Annotated in this window: 22 protein-coding genes and 1 pseudogene; 8 read left to right on the top strand and 15 right to left on the bottom strand. The window is 35.4% G+C overall.

Annotated features, from left to right (window positions below; genetic code table 11):
- Positions 1–67: 67 nt before the first annotated feature.
- The 10 genes and pseudogenes from icd to aceE form a co-directional block, all read right to left on the bottom strand.
- A complete protein-coding gene (gene icd, locus RHO11_00565; GenBank protein WVD61653.1) occupies positions 68–1,330 on the bottom strand; it encodes an NADP-dependent isocitrate dehydrogenase in 1,263 nt (420 codons plus the stop codon).
- Between the two features lie 11 nt (positions 1,331–1,341).
- On the bottom strand, positions 1,342–3,612 hold the full coding sequence (locus RHO11_00560) for an aconitate hydratase (GenBank protein WVD61652.1): 2,271 nt from the start codon (positions 3,610–3,612) through the stop codon (positions 1,342–1,344).
- Between the two features lie 333 nt (positions 3,613–3,945).
- A complete protein-coding gene (locus RHO11_00555) occupies positions 3,946–5,130 on the bottom strand; it encodes an ABC transporter permease (protein WVD61651.1) in 1,185 nt (394 codons plus the stop codon).
- Positions 5,114–6,238 (bottom strand): biotin/lipoyl-binding protein, encoded by a 1,125-nt coding sequence (locus RHO11_00550; GenBank protein ID WVD61650.1) that lies wholly within the window; start codon positions 6,236–6,238, stop codon positions 5,114–5,116. Before RHO11_00550 ends, RHO11_00555 begins: the two co-directional genes overlap by 17 nt.
- A gap of 80 nt (positions 6,239–6,318) precedes the next feature.
- Positions 6,319–6,825 carry a MarR family winged helix-turn-helix transcriptional regulator gene (locus tag RHO11_00545; protein WVD61649.1) on the bottom strand — a complete coding sequence of 169 codons (507 nt, stop codon included), beginning with the start codon at positions 6,823–6,825 and terminating at the stop codon, positions 6,319–6,321.
- Positions 6,826–7,018: 193 nt separating this feature from the next.
- Positions 7,019–7,507, bottom strand: coding sequence for a PTS glucose transporter subunit IIA (locus RHO11_00540; protein ID WVD61648.1), 489 nt, complete (start codon positions 7,505–7,507; stop codon positions 7,019–7,021).
- Between the two features lie 449 nt (positions 7,508–7,956).
- Complete coding sequence (locus RHO11_00535; protein WVD61647.1) at positions 7,957–8,469, bottom strand: DUF1440 domain-containing protein; 513 nt, start codon at positions 8,467–8,469, stop codon at positions 7,957–7,959.
- Positions 8,470–8,894: 425 nt separating this feature from the next.
- On the bottom strand, positions 8,895–10,319 hold the full coding sequence (gene lpdA, locus RHO11_00530; protein ID WVD61646.1) for a dihydrolipoyl dehydrogenase: 1,425 nt from the start codon (positions 10,317–10,319) through the stop codon (positions 8,895–8,897).
- Between the two features lie 13 nt (positions 10,320–10,332).
- Positions 10,333–11,901: pseudogene (gene aceF, locus RHO11_00525) on the bottom strand (pyruvate dehydrogenase complex dihydrolipoyllysine-residue acetyltransferase).
- A 15-nt stretch (positions 11,902–11,916) separates the two neighbouring features.
- Positions 11,917–14,583, bottom strand: coding sequence for a pyruvate dehydrogenase (acetyl-transferring), homodimeric type (aceE, locus tag RHO11_00520; GenBank protein ID WVD61645.1), 2,667 nt, complete (start codon positions 14,581–14,583; stop codon positions 11,917–11,919).
- Positions 14,584–14,968: 385 nt separating this feature from the next.
- Between aceE and lipB the strand changes: the two genes are divergently transcribed.
- On the top strand, positions 14,969–15,586 hold the full coding sequence (gene lipB / locus RHO11_00515) for a lipoyl(octanoyl) transferase LipB (protein WVD61644.1): 618 nt from the start codon (positions 14,969–14,971) through the stop codon (positions 15,584–15,586).
- A 36-nt stretch (positions 15,587–15,622) separates the two neighbouring features.
- Entirely contained in the window at positions 15,623–16,576 is a 954-nt protein-coding gene (lipA, locus tag RHO11_00510) for a lipoyl synthase (protein WVD62913.1), read from the top strand.
- Positions 16,577–16,819: 243 nt separating this feature from the next.
- Here the strand turns inward: lipA and RHO11_00505 are convergent, their stop codons facing one another.
- The 4 genes from RHO11_00505 to zapB form a co-directional block, all read right to left on the bottom strand.
- Positions 16,820–17,185, bottom strand: coding sequence for an NlpC/P60 family protein (locus RHO11_00505; GenBank protein ID WVD61643.1), 366 nt, complete (start codon positions 17,183–17,185; stop codon positions 16,820–16,822).
- 100 nt (positions 17,186–17,285) lie between these two features.
- Positions 17,286–18,647 carry a GTPase/DUF3482 domain-containing protein gene (locus RHO11_00500; protein WVD61642.1) on the bottom strand — a complete coding sequence of 454 codons (1,362 nt, stop codon included), beginning with the start codon at positions 18,645–18,647 and terminating at the stop codon, positions 17,286–17,288.
- Positions 18,640–19,968 carry a DUF2868 domain-containing protein gene (locus tag RHO11_00495; GenBank protein ID WVD61641.1) on the bottom strand — a complete coding sequence of 443 codons (1,329 nt, stop codon included), beginning with the start codon at positions 19,966–19,968 and terminating at the stop codon, positions 18,640–18,642. Before RHO11_00495 ends, RHO11_00500 begins: the two co-directional genes overlap by 8 nt.
- A gap of 160 nt (positions 19,969–20,128) precedes the next feature.
- The gene (gene zapB, locus RHO11_00490; GenBank protein ID WVD61640.1) at positions 20,129–20,374 is read right to left on the bottom strand and encodes a cell division protein ZapB; all 246 of its coding nucleotides are present in this window, start codon (positions 20,372–20,374) and stop codon (positions 20,129–20,131) included.
- A 98-nt stretch (positions 20,375–20,472) separates the two neighbouring features.
- Between zapB and tpiA the strand changes: the two genes are divergently transcribed.
- Positions 20,473–21,237 carry a triose-phosphate isomerase gene (gene tpiA / locus RHO11_00485; protein WVD61639.1) on the top strand — a complete coding sequence of 255 codons (765 nt, stop codon included), beginning with the start codon at positions 20,473–20,475 and terminating at the stop codon, positions 21,235–21,237.
- Positions 21,238–21,317: 80 nt separating this feature from the next.
- On the opposite strand, the gene RHO11_00480 is transcribed toward tpiA, so the two are convergent.
- Positions 21,318–21,542: a helix-turn-helix domain-containing protein gene (locus RHO11_00480; GenBank protein WVD61638.1), complete on the bottom strand. Its 225-nt coding sequence runs from the start codon at positions 21,540–21,542 to the stop codon at positions 21,318–21,320.
- A 193-nt stretch (positions 21,543–21,735) separates the two neighbouring features.
- Between RHO11_00480 and RHO11_00475 the strand changes: the two genes are divergently transcribed.
- The 5 genes from RHO11_00475 to hemC all read left to right on the top strand — a co-directional run bounded on the left by RHO11_00475 (position 21,736) and on the right by hemC (position 26,718).
- Positions 21,736–22,416, top strand: a complete 681-nt coding sequence (locus tag RHO11_00475) for an XRE family transcriptional regulator (protein ID WVD61637.1) — start codon at positions 21,736–21,738, stop codon at positions 22,414–22,416.
- Between the two features lie 132 nt (positions 22,417–22,548).
- A complete protein-coding gene (mnmA, locus tag RHO11_00470; protein WVD61636.1) occupies positions 22,549–23,709 on the top strand; it encodes a tRNA 2-thiouridine(34) synthase MnmA in 1,161 nt (386 codons plus the stop codon).
- A gap of 1 nt (position 23,710) precedes the next feature.
- Positions 23,711–24,352 carry a high frequency lysogenization protein HflD gene (gene hflD / locus RHO11_00465; protein ID WVD61635.1) on the top strand — a complete coding sequence of 214 codons (642 nt, stop codon included), beginning with the start codon at positions 23,711–23,713 and terminating at the stop codon, positions 24,350–24,352.
- Between the two features lie 62 nt (positions 24,353–24,414).
- The gene (gene purB, locus RHO11_00460) at positions 24,415–25,782 is read left to right on the top strand and encodes an adenylosuccinate lyase (GenBank protein ID WVD61634.1); all 1,368 of its coding nucleotides are present in this window, start codon (positions 24,415–24,417) and stop codon (positions 25,780–25,782) included.
- A gap of 15 nt (positions 25,783–25,797) precedes the next feature.
- On the top strand, positions 25,798–26,718 hold the full coding sequence (hemC, locus tag RHO11_00455; GenBank protein WVD61633.1) for a hydroxymethylbilane synthase: 921 nt from the start codon (positions 25,798–25,800) through the stop codon (positions 26,716–26,718).
- The last annotated feature ends 26 nt before the right edge of the window (positions 26,719–26,744 follow it).

Genomic DNA, 26,744 nt, shown 5'->3' with positions numbered 1-26,744 from the left:
AACTAATATCATTAGTGAGAAAAATAAAAGGATAAAGAAAACTTTATCCTAATAATGACCATTAAATTTATAAATGACTAATTATTGCTTGAGTAAATTGACTCGTTTTGAGCTCATGACCATTAGACATAAAACGTGCAAGATCAACAGTTGCTTCACCCTTTTGAAATAGCGTTTCTAATGCATCAGTGATTAATTTACCGACTTCAAACCATCCTAAATAATCAAACATCATAACCCCAGATAATAGCAGAGAAGATGGATTTGCCATATCTTGCCCAGCAATATCAGGAGCAGTGCCATGTGTTGCTTCAAAAATAGCATGACCAGTTAAGTAGTTAATATTAGCACCGGGTGCAATACCAATTCCACCAACCATTGCAGCAAGTTGATCTGAAACATAATCACCATTTAAATTAAGTGTCGCAATTACAGAATACTCTTCTGGTTTAAGTAGTGTATTTTGTAAAAAAGCATCACAAATAACATCTTTAATAATAATTTTCCCAGCCGCTTTTGCTGAATTAAGTGCCTCTTTTGCAACTAAAACACCTTGTTCTTTCTTGAGTTTATCAAACTGTTGCATAGTAAAAACATTAGAAGCAAATTCGCGCTCAGCAAGTTCATAACCCCATTGTTTAAAACCACCTTCAGTAAACTTCATGATGTTACCTTTATGGACTAAAGTCACAGAAGGTAAACGATGAACAATTGCATATTCAATTGCAGCTCGTATTAATCGTTCTGAACCTTCAATTGATACTGGTTTTACGCCAAAAGATGAGGTTTCCGGGAATCTAACTTTTTTCACGCCCATTTCTTGCGCTATAAATTGATAGAATTTTTTTGCTTCAGGTGTGCCTTGTTGCCATTCAATTCCAGCATAGATATCTTCCGTATTTTCACGGAAAATCGTCATATTAACTTTTTCTGGCGCTTTAATCGGTGATTCAACGCCTTTAAACCATCTTACTGGACGTAAACAAACATACAGATCCAACTCTTGTCTTAATGCAACATTAAGAGAGCGAATTCCGCCACCGACTGGCGTAGTTAACGGACCTTTAATACCAATTAAGTAATCTTTAAATGCATTCATTGTTTCATCAGGCAACCAAGAACTATTGATATTAAATGATTTTTCACCAGCAAGGACTTCTTTCCATTCAACTTTTCGTGAACCTTGATAAGCTTTTTCAACGGCATGATCAAAAATGGCTTTAGCTGACTGCCAAATTTCAGGACCAACGCCATCCCCTTCAATAAAAGGAATGATTGGATTACTAGGTACATTAAGCTTGCCATTAACAATAGTAATTTTATTACTCATATTAAATCCTTTTATTTCTGGTTAAAGTCTGATTTTAATTTATTTAAAGCACTACCGGCCTTAAACCAAGCAATTTGGGCTTCATTATAGGTATGAGAGACAGGAAAAGCTTCCACATTACCATCTTGATGATGTAGCACCATCGTTAAATTTTTCCCAGGCATAAACTCAGTTAGGCCTAAAATACTAATTTTGTCATCTTCCTGTACTTTATCGTAATCTTCTTTATTCACAAAGGTTAATGCAAGCATTCCCTGTTTCTTTAAATTCGTTTCATGAATACGGGCAAATGATTTAACAATAATCGCCTTTACATTTAAAAAACGTGGTTCCATTGCAGCATGTTCTCGGGATGAGCCTTCACCATAATTTTCTTCAGCAACAACGACTGAACCAATCCCTTGTGCTTTATATTTACGTGCTAGCGCAGGAACTTCAACATAACGGTGAGTTTGCGGATCCAAAACAGAATTAGTTTTTTCATTAAATGCATTAACTGCACCAATCAACATATTGTCAGAGATATTATCTAAATGTCCTCGATATTTTAACCATTTACCAGCCATTGAAATATGGTCAGTAGTACATTTACCCGCGACTTTAATTAATAATGGTTGTTCAATAATATCCTGACCATTCCAAGGCGAAAATGGTGCTAATTGTTGTAAACGATTTGAATTTAGCGCAATATTAACCGTAACATGACTACCGTCTTTTATCGGAGCAACATAACCTGCATCATCCACGGCAAAGCCTCGTTTAGGTAACTCTTCCCCTTTTGGTTCAGGAAGTTTAACTTGCTCACCTTGCGCATTGGTTAGTGTATCGGTCAGTGGATTGAATGTTAATGTTCCTGCTACCGATAATGCAGAAACAATCTCAGGAGAACAAACAAAAGCATATGTATTTGGATTACCATCATTACGTTTAGCAAAATTACGATTGAATGAGGTAACAATAGAATTTCGATGCTCATCAGCAACCTCATCACGTCGCCACTGTCCAATACAAGGGCCACACGCGTTAGCCATAATCACAGCACCAGCTTGAGTAAATTTATCCAATATTCCATCTCGCTGAGCAGTAAATTTGACCTGTTCTGAGCCTGGATTAATAATCAATTTGGCTTTAACTGTTAAACCTAGTTTATTAGCACTATCAATAATAGAAGCAGCTCTAGTCATATCTTCATAAGAAGAGTTAGTACAAGAGCCGATTAAACCAACTTCCATATTATTTGGATAATTATGTTCTTTAACTGCTTTCGCTAATTGAGAAATAGGATAAGCTAAATCTGGAGTAAATGGACCATTAACATAAGGTTCTAATTCGGATAAATTAATTTCAATCACTTGATCATAATAGTGTTTTGGATTAATTAATACTTCATCATCTGGGTTAAAGCAGTCAGCAAGTTTAGACGCAAGGCTAACGATTTCTTGACGACCGGTTATTGCTAAATAGTCAGCTGATTTTTGATCGTATGGAAATATTGATGTTGTTGCCCCTACTTCAGCCCCCATATTACAGATAGTTGCTTTACCTGTTGCCGATAAAGATTGAGTCCCCTCACCAAAATATTCGATAATTGAGTTAGTCCCACCTTTTACCGTCAAAATTCCAGCTAATTTCAAAATCACATCTTTTGCAGATGACCAACCCGATAATTTTCCTGTCAATTTTACCCCAATCAAACGAGGCATTTTTAATTCCCACGACATACCGGCCATAACATCAACTGCATCAGCACCACCAACACCAATGGCGATCATTGATAACCCACCTGCATTTGGAGTATGGGAATCAGTACCAATCATCATTCCACCAGGAAAAGCATAATTTTCTAATACGACTTGATGAATAATACCAGCATCTGGCTTCCAAAAACCAATACCATATTTATTCGAAACATCACGCAAAAATTGATACACTTCCTGATTGGTATTTTCGGCAATAATCAGATCATCATAAGCATTTTTATACGCTTGAATTAAGTGATCACAGTGAACTGATGATGGTACCGCGACGCGTTCACGTCCTGAATTCATTAATTGTAATAATGCCATTTGTGCCGTTGCATCTTGCATAGCGACACGATCTGGGGCAAAGTTAACATAATCTACACCACGTTTATAATCTTTTAATGTCTCATCTTGGGCTAAGTGGGCATAAAGGATTTTCTCCGATAGGGTTAAAGGACGACCAATAACCTGTCGAATATGGTTAATTTTATCTTGATAACGACTATAGATATGTTGAATCAATTCAAAATCAAAAATCATAATAAATCCTCATTGCTCATTATTTTTTATGTGATCTGCTACGGAGTTATATCTATCCTATCAAGATAATGAATAATTATTCAAGAAAAATAATTAAATATGCAGCAAAAATATTAATAATATTATTTACCAATAGATTATCCTCACTATAGATATTGTCAATATGGGAAGATGCTGAATTTTGATTAAAAAAACTAATTTAAGAATGACTTTTATAATTAATTAAACATGATATTTAAGTTAAATAACTCAGAATTGATATAAGAAACATATTAAATTATAAAATAGTCAAAATAATTACATAATTACCCGAATATAAATATTATTATTGATTTAATGTATACCTGATAATGGCATGTCTTTTACAAACATTATATTTTTTGAGGCTCGCTCGCAAAGTAATTTGAGCACTAAAGCAATAACAGTCAAATAGATAATATAAGCACCATAAGTTGCTAACATATCAACAAGCGTTTGTCCTTTAAGTGCGAAATCACGGTAAAAACGGTATTGCCATACTAAAGGGAAAGCATAACTTAGATAATAAGCCCAAATAGGTAAAAACCCAACTGCCATTGTTGCACCACCACAAATAAAGCCCGGCGGTACTAGAAAGACCATTTTACCTGCGCCCTGACCTGGATTTTGAGTTGTCCAAGAAAGAAGTAGCGCTAACCACCCAAAGGCTAATCCAGTCATAAATAGACTTGGTACATAAGCAAAATAATTACCATCAAACTTTAATTGTCCAAAAAAAACAAATATAGCCGTTATAAAGGTAATTGCCGAAGTATAGAAAAAGGTATAAGGTATAATTCGGCTCATTAATGCCAAACAGCCTCTTTCTAATGTGATTTGCCAAACACCCGTCACTTTTAATCGTCCGATAATCATTAATGTAGTTAAGCCATAAGTTAATGATGAAAAGAAATAGACAAAATAAATGCTCGTTGAAATAGTTGATGAGCTAGTTGGATTAAATAGACTCCTTGATGTCAGTTTCATTGGTGATAAAACAGCTTCTGTCTCTTCATTACCCAGTCCTAGTGTAGCAACGCGATTAACGCTAATTTCGGCACCGAGTTCAGGGACTATTTCATGCAATGTCTGAATAACTTTAGCATTTTGCGCTTCATTACTATAATCGGCAAAATAGCCAAGATTTATCGAATTATCGCCCTTTTTTAAGCTTTTCTCTAAACCTTTAGGAATATATAAAACACCGATATTACGATCATGAGAAACCAGTACAGTTGGATCAACAGGGCTACGTATTACTTCACTGATTGCAATATAAGGTGACGTATTAATCTTACTAATAAGCTCGGTTGAATAATGAGAACCATCTAAGTCAATAACAGATACTTTCCCTTCAAAAACGATGCCATGTCTAAAAATAAGAGAGAATATTAGCGCAACAACAGCTGCAACCATAATGGCCGCTTTATGATAAGGTACAAAATGTCCAGACATCATTGCTTGCAATTCTTCTATCATAGAGTTAATGATATTTTGCATTATCAACCTCAATAGTCATACCTGTATGTAATTTTTCCATCTTATTAATATAAATTCTAATTTGATAAGAGGTTAAATCGGCTTGTCCTCGCTCTCGAGTTAATCGTAAGTCTGCAAAAGAAGGCGCCATGGTTGCAAAACGAACCGTCCCATTAACATTACGATCAATAGCTGGTACATAGGCAATTACCGCTGTTTTTGGTAAATAATCATTGACCATATTTTCATTTACATAGATGTCAACGTATTGACGCTCAGTTTCCAATAATACCGCAGGGGCGCCAGTTGGTACTAATTCACCCACCTCATACATTAGCTTTAATATTTTACCATCCTCTGGTGCAACTAAAGTTAGACGTTGATAATTGAGTTCAAGTTGTTTCAAATCGGCGTTAGATTGCGCTAATTGAGCTTGTAGTTGAGCAAGTACATTTTTGCGATTGATAATTTTATCGCGTAATTGGCTAATGGATTGTAGCTGCATATCTTGTGCATTTTTTGACTTAACCAATTTCTCGCGTTGTTCAGCGCTACTACCAATTGTTTTAGCCGCTAGCTGGCTTTCTAACTGAATTATCGCCATATTAGCGATGATGAGATCATTTTGGGCAGTATCAAATGCCGATTTAGAGATACTATCTGTTTTACTTAATTTTAATGCACGATTAAATTCAGTTTGTGCAAGTTCTTTAGTCGCCTTAGCCGCATCTAATTTAGCTTGTAACTCTTCAATTGCTCGCCATGTTGATAGTTCAGTCAGATTAGTTTCATTAATATCAATATTAATAGATAACTCTTCAGCACGAATGGCAGCTTCCCGAGCATCAATCATCGCTTTGTTTTTTTCAATAGCGATAGCTGTATCCCTATCATCAAGTACCATTAAAATATCACCTTTTTTGACCCATTGGGACTCTTCTACTTTACGTTCAACAAGTTTCCCACCTACATTTTGAAAAGCCACATTGACTTGATCGGCTGTTAATACCCCTGATTTGATATATTTAGCAACTGAAACCGCATCATTTCTTGAACCAAAATAGATTAAGCTCGAGCCAATAAGCAGTAATCCCAGAAATGTTAGCGGTATAGAAACAATTTTTTTCATAATTAAATTTAATTCCTTTTTATTTAGCCGGCTAAATATTTAGTTAAAATATGGCTAATGATTATAATTGGATAATTAGTCTAACTTTCAGCTCGAAGCAGTTTGCGCAACATAGTGATTAAAGATTCACGTTCCTGTTCATTTAGTACAGCAGAAAACGTCTTTACTGATTTGAAATGTTCTGGTAGCGATTGCTTAATAAGCTCTAAACCGACTGATGTCAGTGTGATTAGGCGAGAACGACCATCATCATTATTAATAGACATAGAAATGAGTGGTTCCGGTGCCGCTAACATACGTTTGACCATAATAGAAACAGTTGCTGGAGTGACACCAATACGTAATGCTAAATCACTCGCGGTTGTTGCCCCTTCACCATAAAGAGACATCAAAAGAGCAAATTTGCCTTCTGATATACCATGATTTTCAGTTAGTTGTTTATAAATACTGGCACGAATTAAATCTGCCGTAGTAATTAAATTTAAAACAAGATCAATACCAGAAACGTCAGTATCTAAATTTCCTTGTTTTTGTACACGAGATAATGCATCTCTCGTTGGTAATATTCTTGCTTTATAATCCATCATTACACCAAAATTTAATTAGTCGGCTAAGTATAAATGAAGAAAAATTGAATTTCAAGCAAGATGCACCAACTTTTTATGGTTAATACTCTTTGACATTACTCATTTTTTATGGACATTGGCTGTAATAAAAGAGGATATAAATAGATTAAATCGAGTTACCTTATTAATCTATTTATATACTAAGCAACAGGATTTAAAGTGTGATGCAGCCTATTGATTGGGCTTTTTTTACATCTCCAGTTTCGGATATTGCAAGTTTTTTATTTTCATCTAAATTAGTGAAAACAGTGATAATATCAGTATCTTTACCTTGCTCGAGAATAAAATCAACATTCATTTCAGCAAGACGCGTATTGTGATCGACACTTTGACCTTCTTCGACAAAGATATTAAAACCGTCACCTTTTAAAGCAACCGTGTCAATTCCCATATGAACTAGACCTTCAACACCTTCATCAGTAACAAAAGTAATAGCATGTTTAGTTGGGAAAATACTCATCACCTTTCCTTTAATCGGTGAATTAATGCTGACTCTACCACTAACAGGCGTAACGGCAAATCCATCGCCCATAATTTTATCAGCAAATACAGTATCATTAACTTTTTCTATCGATTTTAATATGCCATCACATACCGAAAAAAGCGCTACTTGTTTTTGCTTTCTCTTAAATAAGCCAAACATCTATCTCTCCTTAATCAATGAATCTATGCATAATTCGAGTCATTTAACAATTATGCAATAATCTAAAAATCTATTTTAAAATTTATTAATACCCAACTAAATTGGTTTTCATCTTATCACCAATATCATATATATTTGAAGTTAAAATTTTAAAAATATCCTTATTTAAATGTATCCTCGGCCAAAAAATTCATACAAACTCGCACCGATTTTAATATGATTGAACTGATATCTACTCAGTCGAGTAGCGATTGCGGGCTAATGAGTAAAACGTTTATTAATATTTGTATAGGGCTCAATGTTAAAGAGTCAAAGACAGAAGCAATAATAAAAACATGTAGAATAGAAATATATCATAATTGACTATATTTTATATGGAGGCGAATAATACGGGTAGCTCTATATTAGGTTAACTACCCGTTTATTTACAACGAACTAAAGTGAAAGCATTAATTATGTCTAACTAATCGATAACGCAGATCACTTCTAATTGCTTCTATAGACCAAATCCAAAATGCAGTACCAATAAATTCAGAGATTAAAGCTTCAGGACCTGCAAGCCATAACCAACCAGATAAACCTAATAAAGGTACAACTAATCCATGTGCAAAAACAGAGACACCGACACCAAAAATAACACCATGCAACATTTTAGCTTTTACTAAATATTCACATACTACACAGTAGATTATAGCTATTGCGATAGAAAAAAGAATATGTACTCCATTACCACCCCAGTTAATCGTAGTACCTAACCAATGATAATCCATAGTACTAACATTGAATCCTAATTTTTCTAATAATACCATCGGTGGTGGCATTGTTTCAGGTGTTCTTGGCGGAATTAATGTTTCAAAACCCGATTTAACTAATGCTGAAAAAATACCTGCTATGATTCCAACATAAATCATCGTCCATAAGTGACGATCTTTTTTATTTGATAATTCAAATAAATTTATCATTCAAATTTACCCCATGTCTTAGCTTAATTGATGTATATCTTTTCTTAATTTTTATTTACAATATAAGAAAGTTTAAACAAGGATACATCAAATAAATAGAAATAAATTATATATTAAACTCCCTTATCACTATATGAACAAAATAGCGTAAACCTTTTCACAATATTTAAGAATAACGCCAATTAATAGTTAATTATTCGGACTAAAAATAGACTAATTTGTATTTTATATATCAGATATATACAGCAAATTAGATTTACTTTAGCAATATCTATCTAAATGAGTTTCTATCTATATTCTAAATAAAATTACGATGATAACAATATCATGTTGTGATGGTATATATACCGTGATGATTATTAATTGAGAGAGTAAAAATCATAAAAAAACCAGCACTAAGCTGGTTTTTTTTCAATACATAAAAACTATTTCTTTTTCGCTTTTGCATTTGGTAAATCAGTAATTGATCCTTCAAACACTTCTGCAGCTAGACCAATAGATTCGTAAAGTGTTGGGTGAGCATGAATTGTTAATGCCATATCTTCAGCATCACAGTTCATTTCAACTGCTAAGCCGATTTCACCTAGCAATTCACCACCATTAACACCCACAACAGCACCACCTAATAAACGGTTGTCTGTTTTATCAAAAATCAATTTAGTCATACCTTCTGAACAATCAGATGCAATTGCACGACCAGATGCAGCCCATGGGAAGATAGCTACTTCATAGCTAATACCTTTGGCTTTGGCTTCTTTTTCAGTTAAACCAACCCAAGCAACTTCTGGTTCAGTGTAAGCAATAGAAGGAATTGTTTTTGGATCAAAGAAGTGATTTTTACCAGCAATAACTTCAGCTGCCACATGCCCTTCATGCACACCTTTATGGGCAAGCATTGGTTGACCAACAATATCACCAATCGCATAGATATGTGGTACATTGGTACGCATCTGTTTATCAACTTCAATAAAGCCACGATCAGTTACATTTACCCCTGCTTTTTCAGCAGCAATTAGTTTACCGTTTGGTGTTCGACCAATTGCAACTAATACAGCATCATATGGGTGTGTTTCAACCGTACCGTCTTTTTTCTCCATTGAAACATAGATAGCATCAGTTTTTGCTTCAACTTTAGTTACTTTAGTTTCAAGCATTAAAGTGAATTTTTTCTCGATCTGTTTAGTAAAGACTTTAATAATATCTTTATCCGCAGCCGGAATCACTTGATCAAGCATTTCAACAACATCAACTTTTGAACCTAACGCATGATATACCGTTCCCATTTCAAGACCGATAATACCACCGCCCATTAATAAAAAGCGTTTAGGAATAGTGGTTAATGCTAATGCATCAGTGGAGTCCCAAATACGTGGATCTTCATGGGGAATAAATGGTAATTGAATTGGTCTTGAACCTGCAGCAATAATCGCATTCTCAAAATTAATGATCGTTTCACCTTCAGCGGTATTCACTAATAGTGAATGGCTACCACTAAATTTAGCTTCACCTTGTACGACATTAACTTTACGCATTTTTGCCATACCACCTAAACCGCCCGTTAATTGGCTGATAACTTTCTCTTTCCAGCCACGAACTTTGTCTAGGTCTAATTTTGGTGTACCAAATTCAATACCATGTGCAGTTAATGATTTTGCTTCATCAATAACTTTAGCTACATGAAGTAATGCTTTAGAAGGAATACATCCCACATTTAAACATACGCCACCTAAGGTTGAGTAACGCTCAACTAGCGTTACATCAAGGCCTAAATCTGCTGCGCGGAACGCTGCTGAATAACCAGCAGGCCCTGCACCTAAAACAACGACTTGAGTTTTAATTTCTTTGCTCATTTTCGCTCTCCTATTACATCACTAAACGACGTAAGTCGGATAATACTTTAACGATATGGCTTAAGAAACGAGCACCATCAGCACCATCGATCACGCGGTGATCAAATGATAATGATAGTGGTAACATTAAGCGCGGTGTGAACTCTTTACCATTCCAAACAGGCTTCATTGATGAACGAGATACACCTAAAATACCCACTTCTGGCGCATTAACAATTGGTGTAAACGAAGTCGTACCAATACCACCTAAACTTGAAATTGTGAAACAACCGCCTTGCATATCGCTACCCGTCAATTTACCATCACGCGCTTTCTTAGAGATAGCAGCTAACTCATTTGATAACTCAACAATACCTTTTTTGTTCACATCTTTAAATACAGGAACAACCAAACCATTTGGTGTATCAACCGCAACACCAATATTGATGTATTTTTTGATAATCAATGTTTGTACATCTTCAGAAAGAGAGCTATTAAAACGTGGATAAGCTTCTAACGCACTTGCTACCGCTTTCATGATAAACACTAATGGTGTAATTTTCAGATCTTGTTTACGTTTTTCTGCTTCCATATTTTGTTGCTTACGGAATGCTTCAAGATCAGAAATATCAGCTTCATCAAACTCAGTTACATGAGGAATCATTACCCAGTTACGATGCAAATTAGCACCAGAAACTTTCTGAATTTTGGTTAATGGTAACTCTTCAATAGCACCAAATTTACTGAAGTCAACTTTTGGCCAAGGCAATAAACCAGGTAATGCACCACCAGTTGAACCCGTTTCAACTTGTTTAACTGCGTTTTTAACGTAAGTTTGAATATCTTCACGTAAAATACGTTTTTTCGGACCAGTAGCAGAAACTTTTGCTAAATTAACGCCAAATTCACGCGCTAAACGACGTACTGACGGAGTTGCATGTGCATACGCATCATTTTCAACAAAGCCATTCGCGGAACCAGCGGCAGCTGGAGTTGTAGACGCCGGAGCAGCTGGTTTTTGTGCAACAGGTGCTGGAGCTGGAGCAGAAGGTGCCGCTGTACTACCAGCTGTTTCAAACTCCATAATTTTAGAACCAGTTTTCACTTTATCGCCAACATTGACAACAATTGCTTTTACTTTACCTGCAACTGATGCAGGGACTTCCATTGAAGCCTTATCACCTTCAACAGTAATTAAAGAATCATCAATCGCAACAGTATCACCAACTTTGACTAAAATTTCAGTGACTTCAACTTCATCACCACCGATGTCTGGTACATTAACATCAACAACTTGGCTTGCTCCAGTGCTTGCAGCTGCCGGAGCTGGTGCTGCAGCTTTTGGCGCTTCAGCCGCTGGCGCTGATGCAGCGCCCTCTCCGTCAAATACCATAACAGAAACACCAGTCGTTACTTTATCTCCTACTTTAACTGTGATTGATTTAACAATCCCAGCTTGTGGCGCAGGAATTTCCATTGAAGCTTTATCACCTTCTACAGTCATGATTGGCTGATCAACTTCAACTTTATCACCAACATTGACAAGAATCTCAGTGACTTCAACTTCATCACCACCAATATCTGGTAATTTAATTTCAATACTCATTGTTATCACCTCTTATGCAATACGTGGATTAGCTTTATTTGCGTCGATATCGAATTTTTTAATTGCTTCTTCAACAATTGATTTCTCAATATCACCACGTGCTGCTAATTCACTTAACGCTGCAACGACAACATAACGTGCATCAACTTCAAAATGATGACGTAAATTAGCACGGCTATCACTACGACCAAATCCATCAGTACCTAAGACTTTGTATGATTCTGCTGGTACATAAGCACGGACTTGTTCTGCAAATAGTTTCATATAATCAGTTGAAACGATCGCAGGCGCTTTATTCATTACTTGTGCAATATAAGGAACTTTCGCTTTTTCAGTTGGGTGTAACATATTATAACGTTCACAATCTTGACCTTCTCGAGCAAGTTCAGTAAATGATGTTACGCTATATACATCAGAGCTAATACCATACTCGTCAGCTAGAATTGCAGCAGCTTCACGTACATGACGTAAAATTGAACCAGAACCAAGTAACTGAACAGATAATTTACCTTTTTTCGCAGCAACAGTATCAAGTTTATAAATACCACGACGGATACCATCTTCAGCATCTTTCGGCATAGCGGGTTGTTCATAGTTTTCATTTAACGTTGTGATGTAGTAGTAAACATTTTCCTGATCACCATACATACGACGTAAACCATCTTGCATAATCACGGCAACTTCATAAGCATAAGCCGGGTCATAAGAGATACAGTTAGGAATAGTTAACGCTTGAATATGGCTGTGACCATCTTCATGTTGTAAACCTTCACCATTTAATGTTGTACGACCAGAAGTACCACCGATTAAGAAACCACGAGCTTGTTGATCGCCTGCAGCCCATAATAAGTCACCGATACGTTGGAAACCAAACATTGAGTAGTAGATATAAAATGGAATCATTGGACAGTCATTTGTGCTATATGACGTTGCAGCAGCAAGCCATGACGCACCAGCACCCATTTCATTAATCCCTTCTTGTAGGATTTGACCTTTTTCATCTTCACGGTAGTAAGCCACTTGTTCCCTATCTTGTGGTGTATACTGTTGACCATGTGGATTATAAATACCGATTTGACGGAATAGACCTTCCATACCAAATGTACGTGCTTCATCAGCTAAGATTGGTACTAAACGTGGTGCAAGATCTTTATCTTTTAACATAATATTAAGCGCACGAACAAATGCAATTGTTGTTGAAATTTCTTTATTTTGCGCTTCAAGTAGTGAACTAAATTCACTTAATGCAGGAATAGAAACTGAACCAGTAAAATTAGGTAAACGTGATGGAACATAACCTTTTAACGCCTGACGACGTTCATGAAGATATTTATATTCAGGTGTATGCTCTTCAAATTTAATGTATGGTAGTTTTTCAATTGCTTCATCAGTAACTGGAATATTGAAGAAATCACGAACGTGACGAACACCATCCATATTCATTTTCTTCACTTGGTGAGCAATGTTTTTACCTTCAGCAGCATCACCCATACCATAACCTTTGATTGTATGAGCAAGAATAACTGTTGGACGACCTTTAGTTTCTTTAGCACGTTGGAATGCTGCAAACATTTTCGCAGGATCTTGACCACCACGATTAAGACGGAAAATCTCATCGTCAGACATATCTTTAACAAGTTCAGCCGTTTCTGGATACTTACCAAAGAAGTGTTCACGAACATAAGCACCATCTTTAGATTTGAATGTTTGATAGTCACCATCAAGTGTTTCATTCATTAAACGAATTAATTTACCCGATTTGTCTTTTTGTAGCAGTTTATCCCAACGGTCGCCCCAGATAACTTTAATAACACTCCAACCAGCACCAGCAAAAATACCTTCAAGTTCATTGATAATTTTACCATTACCCGTTACTGGGCCATCAAGACGTTGTAAGTTACAGTTAATAACAAACGTTAAGTTATCAAGTTTTTCACGTGTCGCAACAGTGATTGCACCTTTAGATTCTGGCTCATCCATCTCACCATCACCAAGGAATGCGTATACACGTTGTTCAGTAGTGTCTTTAAGACCACGGTGATTAAGATATTTTAAGAAACGAGCTTGGTAAATTGCACTGATTGGACCAAGTCCCATTGATACTGTTGGGAATTGCCAAAATTCAGGCATTAATTTAGGGTGTGGGTAAGAAGATAGACCTTTACCATGTACTTCTTGTCTGAAATTATCAAGCTGTTCTTCAGTTAAACGACCTTCGATAAATGCACGAGAATAAACACCAGGAGAAATATGACCTTGGAAATAAACTAAATCACCACCATCTTTTTCATTACGGGCGCGGAAGAAATGGTTAAAACAAACTTCATAGAACGTTGCTGCAGACTGGAATGAAGCCATATGTCCGCCTAAATCCAAATCCTTTTTAGATGCACGTAGCACCATCATCATTGCATTCCAACGAACGATAGAACGAATACGTCGTTCAAGTTCCCAATCACCAGGGTAAGCAGGCTCATCTTCAACAGGAATAGTATTGATGTAGTTACTCGTTGAAGAACCGAACAATAATGGAACGCCACCTTGTCGAGCTTGTTTTACGATTTGTTCGATAATATATTGAGCTCGCTCTGTACCTTCTTCTCTAATTACTGACTCAATACTTTTTAGCCAGTCCTGAGTTTCAATGGGATCAATATCATTCATTTGCATGTCAGACATATTTAAACCTCTGTTTTTTGTTATAAAAAATGCAGACTTTTACTTTCGCTCTGCATTACGAACTTTATGGTGTGTAAGTCTGCCACTTACCAAACTAAAGGTAAAGATAAACCTGCTATAGAAAAGAATGTTAATTCCTATTAAATTAATCAACTATTCCAATAAAAATCAATAAATGAAATTATCTAATTGATTATATTTAACTTTTTTTGATTATATAACATCTTAATTTTATTTTAAAAACAGCGGCATTAAGGATGCCTTGTCAATATCTATCAGTATTTGCTATATTTAGGAATATTGCCATTTGTCTTGATAAAGCAAACTGAAGCGTAAACTTCTATTTTATTAGTCACCAAACGTATCATCAAAAGATCATTAGCCTATGGAACAACCAATTATAAAGAATTTAGGTTTACAGCCTTATTTAGCGATTTATGAGCTAATGCATCAGTTTACCCAAACTCGTAATATTGATACACCTGATGAAATTTGGTTTGTACAACACCCTGCTGTTTTTACCCAAGGCAAAGTAGGTAAACCAGAGCACCTTTTACACCATACATCAATCCCTGTGATACAGACAGATCGTGGTGGGCAAATTACCTATCATGCCCCCGGTCAGCAAATTATGTATATTTTAATTGATCTTCGGCGCTTAAAATTAACTGCTAGAAATATCGTCAGCTGTTTAGAAAATAGTGTGGTAAAAACATTAGCCAACTATAACATCATTGCTAACGCAAAAATTGACGCGCCTGGTGTTTATGTCGATGACAAAAAGATCTGTTCTTTAGGATTACACATTAATAAAGGTTGTACATTACATGGGCTAGCACTAAATGTTGATATGGACCTAAGCCCATTTAATACAATTAACCCATGTGGTTATCATGGATTACAAATGACACAAATAAAAGATTATGTCATGGAGATTAATGATGATGACATCCGTAAATTACTCGCTCAATATTTTATTGAGCAGTTACCACTTAACCTATAACGGTAAGATAGAACGTATACTATGACAAATACCAACATGACAAGTAGCAGCCCAAAGAGTTCAAAATATCGCGATGCTGATAAAACCCGTTTAATTCCCTCTATTACTATTGAAGAGACTGGGTTATTAAAAAAACCAGATTGGATGAAAATTAAACTGCCTGCACAAACAGCCAATATTCAACATATAAAAAGTACGATGCGTAAACATGGACTCCACTCAGTTTGCGAAGAAGCATCTTGTCCTAATCTTGCGGAATGTTTTAATCATGGTACAGCCACTTTTATGATTTTAGGTGATATCTGTACTCGTCGCTGTCCATTTTGTGATGTTGCACACGGGCGACCACTTCCACCTGATCATCAAGAGCCTTTAAAATTAGCACAAACCATTGCTGAAATGCGCTTACGCTATGTTGTAATAACATCGGTTGATCGTGATGATTTAAAAGATGGTGGTGCAAGTCATTTTGCTGATTGCACTAGAGAAATTCGCGCATTAAGTCCAAATATTAAAGTGGAGACGCTAACACCGGATTTTCGTGGCTGTATTAATGAAGCTGTCGCAATACTAAATAATAATCCACCAGATGTTTTTAATCATAACTTAGAAAATATTCCGCGTTTATATAAAAAAATTCGCCCAGGTGCTAGTTATGAAGGTTCTTTAAGTTTGCTTGCAAAATTTAAAGAACTCAATCCGAATGTGCCAACAAAATCAGGATTAATGGTCGGATTAGGAGAAACCAATCAAGAACTCATTCAAGTGCTTAAAGATTTACGCACACATGGTGTTACGATGCTAACTTTAGGTCAATATCTACAACCGAGTAAATTTCACCTACCCGTTGAACGATATGTATCACCTGAAGAGTTTAATGAATTGAAACAGATTGCTTTAGATATGGGCTTTACTCATGCCGCCTGCGGACCATTTGTACGATCGTCATATCATGCAGATTTACAAGCTCAAGGTAAAGAAGTACGGTAGCGATAAGCTTTTATTAACAGTCGCTAAGGATAAGGCATATCTTATCTTTAGTGACTGAATTAGCGAGTAAAGTTTAATAAAACCCACCATAATTTCGTTATATTCTTGCTGTAAGGTATTAATCTAGTATAAAAATCAACCTACTATCCAATATTGAAAATGAGTCATTATAAACGTTTTATTGTGCAATAATTTCAATTAAGTTTTAAATTCAAAAACTGTAAAAAACAAGTTCTTGAACAATTAACTAACGACCCGTTTAGCTTGCCAATAATGAGCTTTCCAATAAGAGTCATGAAGACTCGCAAACTCAACGCCGCGTGATGTTGAAACATGTAAAAATTGACCATTTTTATAATAGATTCCAACATGTAAGCCATTTTCGCCTTGTCCAGTTTTAAAGAATATCAGATCACCGGCTTGCAACTTAGAAACTTTTTTGCCTATTTTTACTTGTTCCACTGTAGCACGAGGAATTGGCATATTTATTTTTTGATCATAAAAATTATTTACAAAAGCTGAACAGTCAATTCCTTTTACTGAATAGCCGCCATATCGATAAGGAGTACCACGCCATTGTTGATATTGTTGTTCAATATTTTTTACCATTAAAAAGTCAGATTTTGTATCGATGTATTGCAAAGAAGCTTGCGAACTACATGAACATAATATGATCATTGTGCACATAACAGCGAAACAAGTAACTATTTTATTCCAGCTCATTAGCAACATTTTCTAATACCTCTTGACGTTGTTGATCCTGTTTTTTATTTTTCTGACTATTTAATGATGACCAATTTGGATGAGCTCTTGCTATTTGCAATGGTTTAGGTAGCTTACCTTTTTTCCATGTTGCTTCATCTAATTTAGTTAAAATAATCGGTAATGCATTGGCATGGCCACGTAAATTCAAATTTGTTTTTAACTGTAATAACCGTAATGACAAAAAGCAGATAATTGTATCATCAATTGTCATTTTATTATAGCCTGATAATTTTTGCATAATACGCGAACCATAATGTTTCGCTGTTTGTGTTAAACCACCGATTGTTGCACCAATTAAAGCGGCAGATCCTAACGTAATACCGCCAACGGCTAAATCTACACCAGCACCGATTGCAGCACCAGAAAATACGCCTTTGCCTAAATGAATACCAATTAATTTTAATGCTTCTTTATTAAAGAGATCGCTATCAAAACGTCCTTCTGTAAGCGAAATATTTTCACTACTCTCTTGTTGTATAGAAAAATGATATAACGATAAAAGTTCATTGATCGCTTGTTGTTCCCTGCCCCTAACCTTATCTTGCATTAGTTTAACCATTTGAGGCATGTTATCTTTTACAGTTTCATTATAGGCCGTAACATCAACAAGTGCTTCGGCAATAATCAGCTTAGCACGCTGATCTCGTTCGATACGTTGTTGTACAATTCGCTCTTGCCACAGTGCTAAAATATTTTTTGCAGGTTCAATCAGTAGCGATAAACTTTGATAAAGACGATACTCACCTTCAATAGATGGGAAAATAGCATCAAATCTTACAATTGCATGAATGCCGATTCTAGCAAGTAACATCTTCCAATCAGCTTCATAAGGCGATGAGGAACTAGTATAATTAAATAAAGCCAATATGGGTTTATCACCATCAGCTAATATGGCCAGTTCGTCATGATATTTATCTAAAATTGGCTCTCTGACATCAATAACATAAAGTGCTGCATCACTTTTCAATAATTGACGTATCACTTTCGCTTCTTGTTCAAATTGATGTTCAGCTTCAGGGCTCGCTAAAAAAAGATTTAGCTTATCAACGCCATCAAGCTTAGCATTATCACGACTTAAATCATTAATATAGTCATATAGCGCAATACTATCTTCTAAACCTGGCGTGTCATAAAAGATAATTTTTTTTTGCTCAGCTAATGAAAACGTAATCGCTTCAACATGCCTCGTCGTACCAGGTTTATTCGATATAGTACCAAATTGGCTATCTTGTGTAAGAGTTCGAAGCAATGATGTTTTACCTACATTCGCATGACCCACAATAGCTAAATTAAGTTCACTAAGCATGATTATTTTCCACTAATATCCAATCAGGATTAGCTGATTCAATACCCAGTTTAGACATACACTCTTGCCAATTATCTAATTGACGACCTTGATTAATAAACCATAGTTTAGATTGGGCTGATTTATTAATCAATGATTGAATAACATTAAGCATACCGCGATCCGGAGCACGATCCGTATCAATCGCAATTAATAGTTTTTCAGCGGGATGTTGCTGTAAAAATTCGAGAATCGCTTTACGCTGTTCATTACTATTCAAAAAACCTAAAAATTCAACATTGGTTGGCGGTAACCAATTCGGTTCAATATCAATAGCAATTAATAGTTGCTTACTACCCACTATATTACGCGTTAATGGATTTGTTTGGTTTAATGTATGGTAAGAATGTTCCTGATCTAAAATGGCTTTTTCAGCTAATGGCTGTAGATCATTAACTAATTGTTGATATTCTCTATATTGCGTATTTAATGTCAGATTTTGACATCCCGTCGACCATTTTAACCAACAAAAAATAAATAGTATCGCCCGAACAGCAACACCATAAATAATAAATATACCCAGTAACCAAATAGCCCAAGCAGAACGAATTTCAGAATCGGTTAGAGCTTGTGCACTGACGCGGATTATTTCGGAATCAGGTAAAGAAAAACCGAGTACCGAGGGAAGCCAGCCTAGAAAATGAGTAATAGCAATAACCGAATCGGTACTCAGTAATGTTGTTTGCCATTCAAAACTGTAGCTTTTAGTCGATAATAAAATGACCAATATCACTAACGCTGAAAATAAAATGACAGTCCATAGTAAATTAACAATTAAACCAACTAACCAACGAGTTTGCTTAGAAAATAGGGTAATAAATGCGGGTAGAACCTGACTGATTGTCTTTTTTTGAGATAATTTTTTTGCCAACCAAAGCCAAATATGAATAAACAGGCTACCGCTCTCATTTGGAATGAAAATACAAGAGATAATCCATAAACATAATGTAACAAAGTGCACCCCAAGCAAACATAATAGTGCCCAATATAAATTGACAGGATTATTTGCCAAAGCACTAAATGCAAGTCCAACACCTACAAATAGAGCAAAAATGAATAAAATAACTATCGATAATTTAGCTGAACTTAACCAGTTGGTTTGCGCTTGTACTAAACCATGCTGCTCAGCAATAACTTCAGCGCGTTTGATTATTCGATCAGATAATGCCCCCGGTTCGCTTCTTGCAATGCGATTCGCATCCTCATCTCGAAATCGCCCACTCTCTTTTTCAATTAAACGAACTGTTTCAGTTAACCATAGTGATTTTAAGTATTGATTCATCGCATCTCTTTTTCTTTATAATAAAATACGCAGAATAAAAGTTATATTTATTGTATTGACCTATTGTATCGACATAACAGACACAATAATACCCTCTTTTTAAAGAGATAGACTAAAAAAGGGCCATACCAGCCCTTTATTACAACATTTTTAAATAAGATTATTGGGTAATTTCACCAATTTTATTTAATAATGTAGAAATACGCTCTTGCCATACAGTTTGTTCCTGTTTTAGCAATTCATTTTCATTACGTAATTTAGTCACTTCTTCTGACTCATCATTAATTAAAGTTTCTAAATCCTGATTTTTTTGTTGTAAAAGACTAATCTCTTGTTGTAACAATTGAATAGTATTAACAGTTTGTTGAATTTTGCTTTCTAATTGGTTTAGTATTTCTAAAGACATATTGATCCTCAATAGCAATTATTTGTGTATAATGATACCTATTATAACTAATTCAAACGAAATCCACACTCAATTAAATGTAATTATTGGAGAAAAATATGCGTAAAACTCTTGTTATGGGAAATTGGAAGCTAAATGGTAGTAAAGCAATGGCTTTAGATTTAGTGACTGGTTTATCTAATCAACTTGCTGGCGTTAGTGGTTGTGACGTAGCTATCGCTCCCCCAGTTGTCTATTTAGACTATGTACAAAAGCTATTAGCAAATTCAAATATCATTTTAGGCGCACAAAATGTCGATACACACCTTTCTGGTGCTTATACTGGCGATATTTCTGCAGAAATGTTAAAAGAAGTCGGTGCAACACACGTTATTATTGGTCACTCAGAACGTCGTACTTATCATAAAGAGAGTGATAAATTTATCGCAGAAAAATTTGCAGTCCTAAAAGAGAATAATTTAGTTCCAGTTTTATGTATTGGTGAAACAGAAGCTGAAAACGAAGCGGGTCAAACTGAAGCTGTTTGTGCAAAACAAATTAATGCTGTAATTGATTTATTAGGTGTACAAGCTTTTAATAATGCAGTAATTGCTTATGAACCAATCTGGGCAATCGGTACAGGTAAATCAGCGACTCCAGCACAAGCACAAGCTGTACATAAATTTATTCGTGATCATATTGCTAAACTTGATGCTAATGTAGCGAAACAAGTTGTGATTCAATATGGTGGTTCGGTAAATGATAAAAATGCTGCTGAATTATTTGCTCAACCAGATATTGATGGTGCATTAGTAGGTGGAGCATCGTTAAAAGCAGATGCTTTTGCTGCTATTGTGAAAGCAGCGGCTCACGCTAAAAAATAGAAATACGACGTAAAAAAAATGACTTACTATATTACAAATATAGTAAGTCATAAAAAGAAAAATAAATTCAGAACTCGTTATTAAGCTTTTTTATTTCTATACCGAGTTGGCCAAATTTTTTCAACGGGAACGTTTAAATATTCAGAGATAATATTTTCATATTTAGGGCAATGACGATATAGCGCATTCCTTAATGTATCAGCCTGCAAACCACTTTTACGGGATAGTTCACGTAAGCTTCCACCTCTAATTTTAATTTCGCCTACCACTCTTGATGGTAGCCAGTCTTGATCTTGTACTCTCATTGATGAGATCCTCTTGTATAGATATAGTTAAGATTATCGGAAAAATACTGTATAATGAAATAATAATACGGTATAATGTACACAAGAATACCACACAAAAAAAACGAATTCAAACAAAAAAGTACACAATTTCACAAAAAAACTTATAAATATACTTATATCAGCTTAAAAATAAGTAAATATGAAGGTAACAATGACAGAACTTGAAAAACAAAAGCTGCTGGAAAATACTGGAATTTCTGAATTTAAAAATAGATTATCGTTAGCACAAGAAGGGATGTCTGGTAATTCCTTCGCTAAAAAGGTCGGAATGTCAGAAGCTGTTATCAGAGACTATCTCTCAGGAAAAACATACCCATCATTAAATCGTTTAGCCATAATAGCAGAAAAATGTGATCTACCCATAGAATGGCTTGCAACTGGAAAAGGAGGATGTCGACTATTAAAAAATAATGCGACACCAAATATTATTGATATTCCCCCACATCCATCGGTTTTATCCTACAACAATGAAAAGTCAAACCAAAAGACCAACACAACCTTCCCTTTTGATTTAAGCTATATTAAACATCATAATTTTAATATTACTGATCTCTATACCTATAGAGCAAAAGGAGATTCAATGTCGCCAACAATATCAGCTGGTGATATGTTAATTTTGAATACAGCAAGTACATTACCCTTTGACGGCTATATTTACGCGGTTGAATATGGTGATACACCAAGCATCAAACGTATTCAAAATAGTGGCAAACAGTTTTTGTTGTTATCTGATAATGAAAAATACCCAGTAATAACCATTGATAAATTAAATATTGATGTCAATTTTAATATTATCGGACAAGTTATCTGTATTTTGAAAGATCTTTCATAATTTTTTTTAAATAATCATTTAGTAATAAAATTAACAAATGATTATTTATTTTTTCTATCGTAAAAAATTATTGCTCTGTTATCATTTGTGATAGAATTGCCTATCATTCTTTCGATTTAATACCTTTTAATTATGCTAGTAAACGAGACTAATCACTCTAAAAATGTAAATCCCAAAGTTATTGTTGGTATGTCAGGTGGCGTTGACTCATCTGTATCGGCCTATTTATTGCAGCAACAAGGATATGATGTTATTGGCTTATTTATGAAAAATTGGGAAGAGGACGATAATGAGGAGTACTGCTCAGCAGCTTCTGATTTAGCTGATGCCCAAGCTGTATGTGATAAGCTTGGTATAAAATTACTGACTATCAATTTTGCTGCTGAATACTGGGACAATGTATTTGAGCATTTTTTATCAGAATATAAAGCGGGAAGAACACCTAATCCGGATATTTTGTGCAATAAAGAAATTAAATTTAAAGCATTTCTAGATTATGCAGCAGAAGATTTAGGTGCTGACTATATTGCAACAGGTCACTATGTTCGCAAAAGAGAACATAATGGTTGCGTTGAATTACTAAGAGGTCTTGATAATAATAAAGATCAAAGTTATTTTCTCTATACATTAAGCGAACAACAGATCAGTAAAAGTCTTTTCCCTGTCGGTGAATTAGAAAAACCGAAAGTTAGAGAAATAGCTCAACAATTGGGTCTCGTTACCGCCGCTAAAAAAGATTCAACAGGGATCTGCTTTATCGGTGAACGTAAATTTAGTGACTTCTTAGCGCGTTATTTACCGGCTCAATCTGGTATTATCAGAACTGTTGATGGTGATATCATCGGTGAACATCAAGGACTAATGTATCATACGTTAGGACAACGAAAAGGTCTTGGGATTGGTGGTTTAAAAAATGCTGACGAGACACCGTGGTATGTCGTTGATAAAAATATTGAAAAAAATGAACTAATTGTTGCGCAAGGTCACGAGCACCCTGCCCTATTCTCTGGAGGATTAATCGCCAGTCAACTTCATTGGGTCAACAGAATACCACTCACTCAAACTATAAAATGTAGTGTAAAAACACGATATCGCCAACAAGATATCCCTTGTACCGTCACTCCAATCAATGATGATAGGATTGAGGTTACTTTCGACTATCCTGTTGCGGCTGTGACACCAGGTCAATCAGCTGTTTTTTATCTAGATGAAGTTTGTCTTGGTGGCGGGATCATTGAGGAAAGAACTCATCGTCAATTTGATGAACACGTATCGACTAGCAAAGAGAGTTAATATGAGTAATAAGTATCACCATATCGCTATTGCATTGAGTGGCATCTGCCAAAGTGCAATGTTGGTTCCCAAATTAGCGAATAGCGGACAATGTAGTACATATTTATATGATATTTCATTAAATAGTATTTTTGACACCGATCCAGTATCAACTATCGATGTATTTGGTGGAGTTGATAATATCAAAGAAGGGTTAACTTTTTTAACTAACGCATTTAATCATAATCAACAAGAAAAAATTGAAATTATGCGTTATGTATTTGGTGCTATCAATGTGACCAGTAAGCTCATTAAAAATGATGATGCTTTAACTAAAATTTCACAGCGTTTAACTCGAATTAAGTCTCTCTATGATTATGAGCATGATCACGCAATAGTTGAAAATCATCGAGATGAGATCTCTTACTCTTTAGCGGGTATCTACTCTGATATTATTAGTCCATTAACGACCAAAATTAGAGTAAATGGTAAAGTAGAATGTTTACAAAATACTTTAGTACAAGCCAAAGTGAGATCAGCACTATTCGCTAGTGTGAGGGCTGCTATTTTATGGTACCAAGTTGGCGGCAATCGTCTACAACTTATTTTAATGCGTAAGAATATTGCAAAAGCAGCTAAAGAGATTTTACAGCAGAACCAGTAATTATTGATGATATTGACTCATCTATATCAGAAGAGAAATCACTAAAAATACGGAGTAACACGATGGAATTATCAGCACTTACCGCATTATCGCCAATTGATGGTCGCTATGGTGATAAAACAAAAGAACTGAGACCTATATTTAGTGAGTATGGGTTATTAAAATATCGGGTACAAGTTGAAATAAAATGGCTACAAAAGTTAGCTAATTGTAAACAGATTACCGAAGTTGCTGAATTTTCAAAAGAGGATCTGCAATTTTTGGATAATATTATACTCAATTTTAGTGAACAAGATGCCCTTCGCATTAAAGAAATTGAAAAAACAACGAATCATGATGTTAAAGCTGTTGAATACTTTTTAAAAGAAAAAATGGCGGGACATCCATCTTTAGGCGTTGTGACAGAATTTATCCATTTTGCTTGTACTTCTGAAGATATTAATAATTTATCCTATTCATTAATGCTAAAAACAGCACGAGAAACAGTGATTGTTCCTTACTGGAATAAATTAATTAATGAACTAAAAACTAAAGCGAAACTCTACCAACATATTCCATTACTTTCGCGAACCCATGGACAACCAGCGACACCGTCAACTATTGGTAAAGAGTTTGCTAATGTTGTTTATCGTTTAGAACGTCAATTAAAACAACTACAAGCGGTTGAAATCCTTGGTAAAATCAATGGTGCAACAGGCAACTATAATGCTCATATTGTTGCTTATCCAGAGGTCGATTGGCATACTTTTAGCCAAGAGTTTGTTACTTCATTAGAACTCACTTGGAACCCTTATACAACACAGATCGAACCACATGATTATATTGCTGAATTTTTCGATTGTGTAGCGCGATTTAATACCATTGTTATCGATCTTGATCGTGATATTTGGGGCTATATTGCACTCAACCATTTTAAACAACGAACTGTAACTGGAGAAATCGGATCTTCTACAATGCCACACAAAGTTAATCCTATTGATTTTGAGAACTCTGAAGGTAATTTAGGCTTAGCTAATGCGGTTATGTTACATCTAGCAAGTAAACTACCTATCTCACGTTGGCAACGCGATTTAACTGATTCGACTGTTTTACGCAATTTAGGTGTCGGCTTAGGCTATGCAATCATTGCGTATCAAGCAACACTCAAAGGATTAAATAAGTTAGAAGTTAATGAGCAACATTTACGAGATGAACTTGATCATAACTGGGAAGTATTAGCAGAACCGATTCAAACTGTTATGCGTCGTTATGGTATCGAAAAGCCATATGAAAAACTAAAAGAATTAACACGAGGCAAACGTGTTGATAGTCAAGGTATGCAACAGTTTATTGATAGTTTAGAATTACCTGAACACGAAAAAACGCGTTTAAAACAATTAACACCAGCTAACTATATAGGCTATGCTGTTGATTTTGTTAATAAAATATGATTTTAAGGATGTGCTGTGCAAGTTAAAACAATTAAGATAGCCACACGGAAAAGCCCTTTGGCATTATGGCAAGCCAATTATGTCAAATCCCAATTGCTATCACATCACCCTGATCTACAAGTTGAGCTGATCCCTATTGTTACGCAAGGTGATATATTACTTGATAGTCCTTTATCAAAAATTGGTGGTAAGGGGCTGTTTGTAAAACAGTTGGAAATTGCTATTCTTAATGGTGATGCCGATATTGCAGTACATTCAATTAAAGATATTCCTGCTGAATTTCCACAAGGGCTAGAGCTAACCACGATTTGTGAACGAGATGAAGTCCGTGATGCTTTTGTCTCTAATAAATATCATGATCTTAGTGCTCTACCCGCTAATGCCGTTGTAGGAACGTCAAGCTTAAGAAGACAAAGTCAATTAAAAGCTCACTATCCACACCTAGTGATTAAAGACTTACGGGGTAATGTCGGATCTCGCTTAGAAAAATTAGATAGTGGCCAATATGATGCGATTATTTTAGCCGCAGTTGGTTTAAAACGATTAGGTCTTCATGACCGAATCAAGCTATATATCCCGGTTGATCTAATCATGCCAGCTGTTGGTCAAGGTGCTGTAGGTATTGAAAGTCGTCAAAATGATAGTGCCGTACATCAATTATTAGCGCCCCTTGATGATCAAAATACACGTTTTAAAGTATCTGCAGAACGTGCAATGAACAATTATCTACAAGGTGGTTGCCAAGTCCCTATTGCTTGTTACTCCATCTTAACACAAGATACGCTAGAGCTCAGTGGATTGGTTGGAAGTTTAGATGGTAAAACGATTATTACAGCAAAAGTATCAGGTAACAAACAGCAATCAGTTGATCTCGGGATAAAGCTGGCAAAAGAATTAATCAAGCTCGGAGCAGATCAAATCTTAAACCAGATTTAGTCATTAACATATTATTCGCAAGGACT

The organism is Orbaceae bacterium BiB, from assembly GCA_036251205.1.
Taxonomy (GTDB): Bacteria; Pseudomonadota; Gammaproteobacteria; order Enterobacterales; family Orbaceae; genus Orbus; species Orbus mooreae.
Note: the sequence above shows the minus strand (reverse complement) of the source record. Positions and strands in the feature narration are given on the sequence as shown.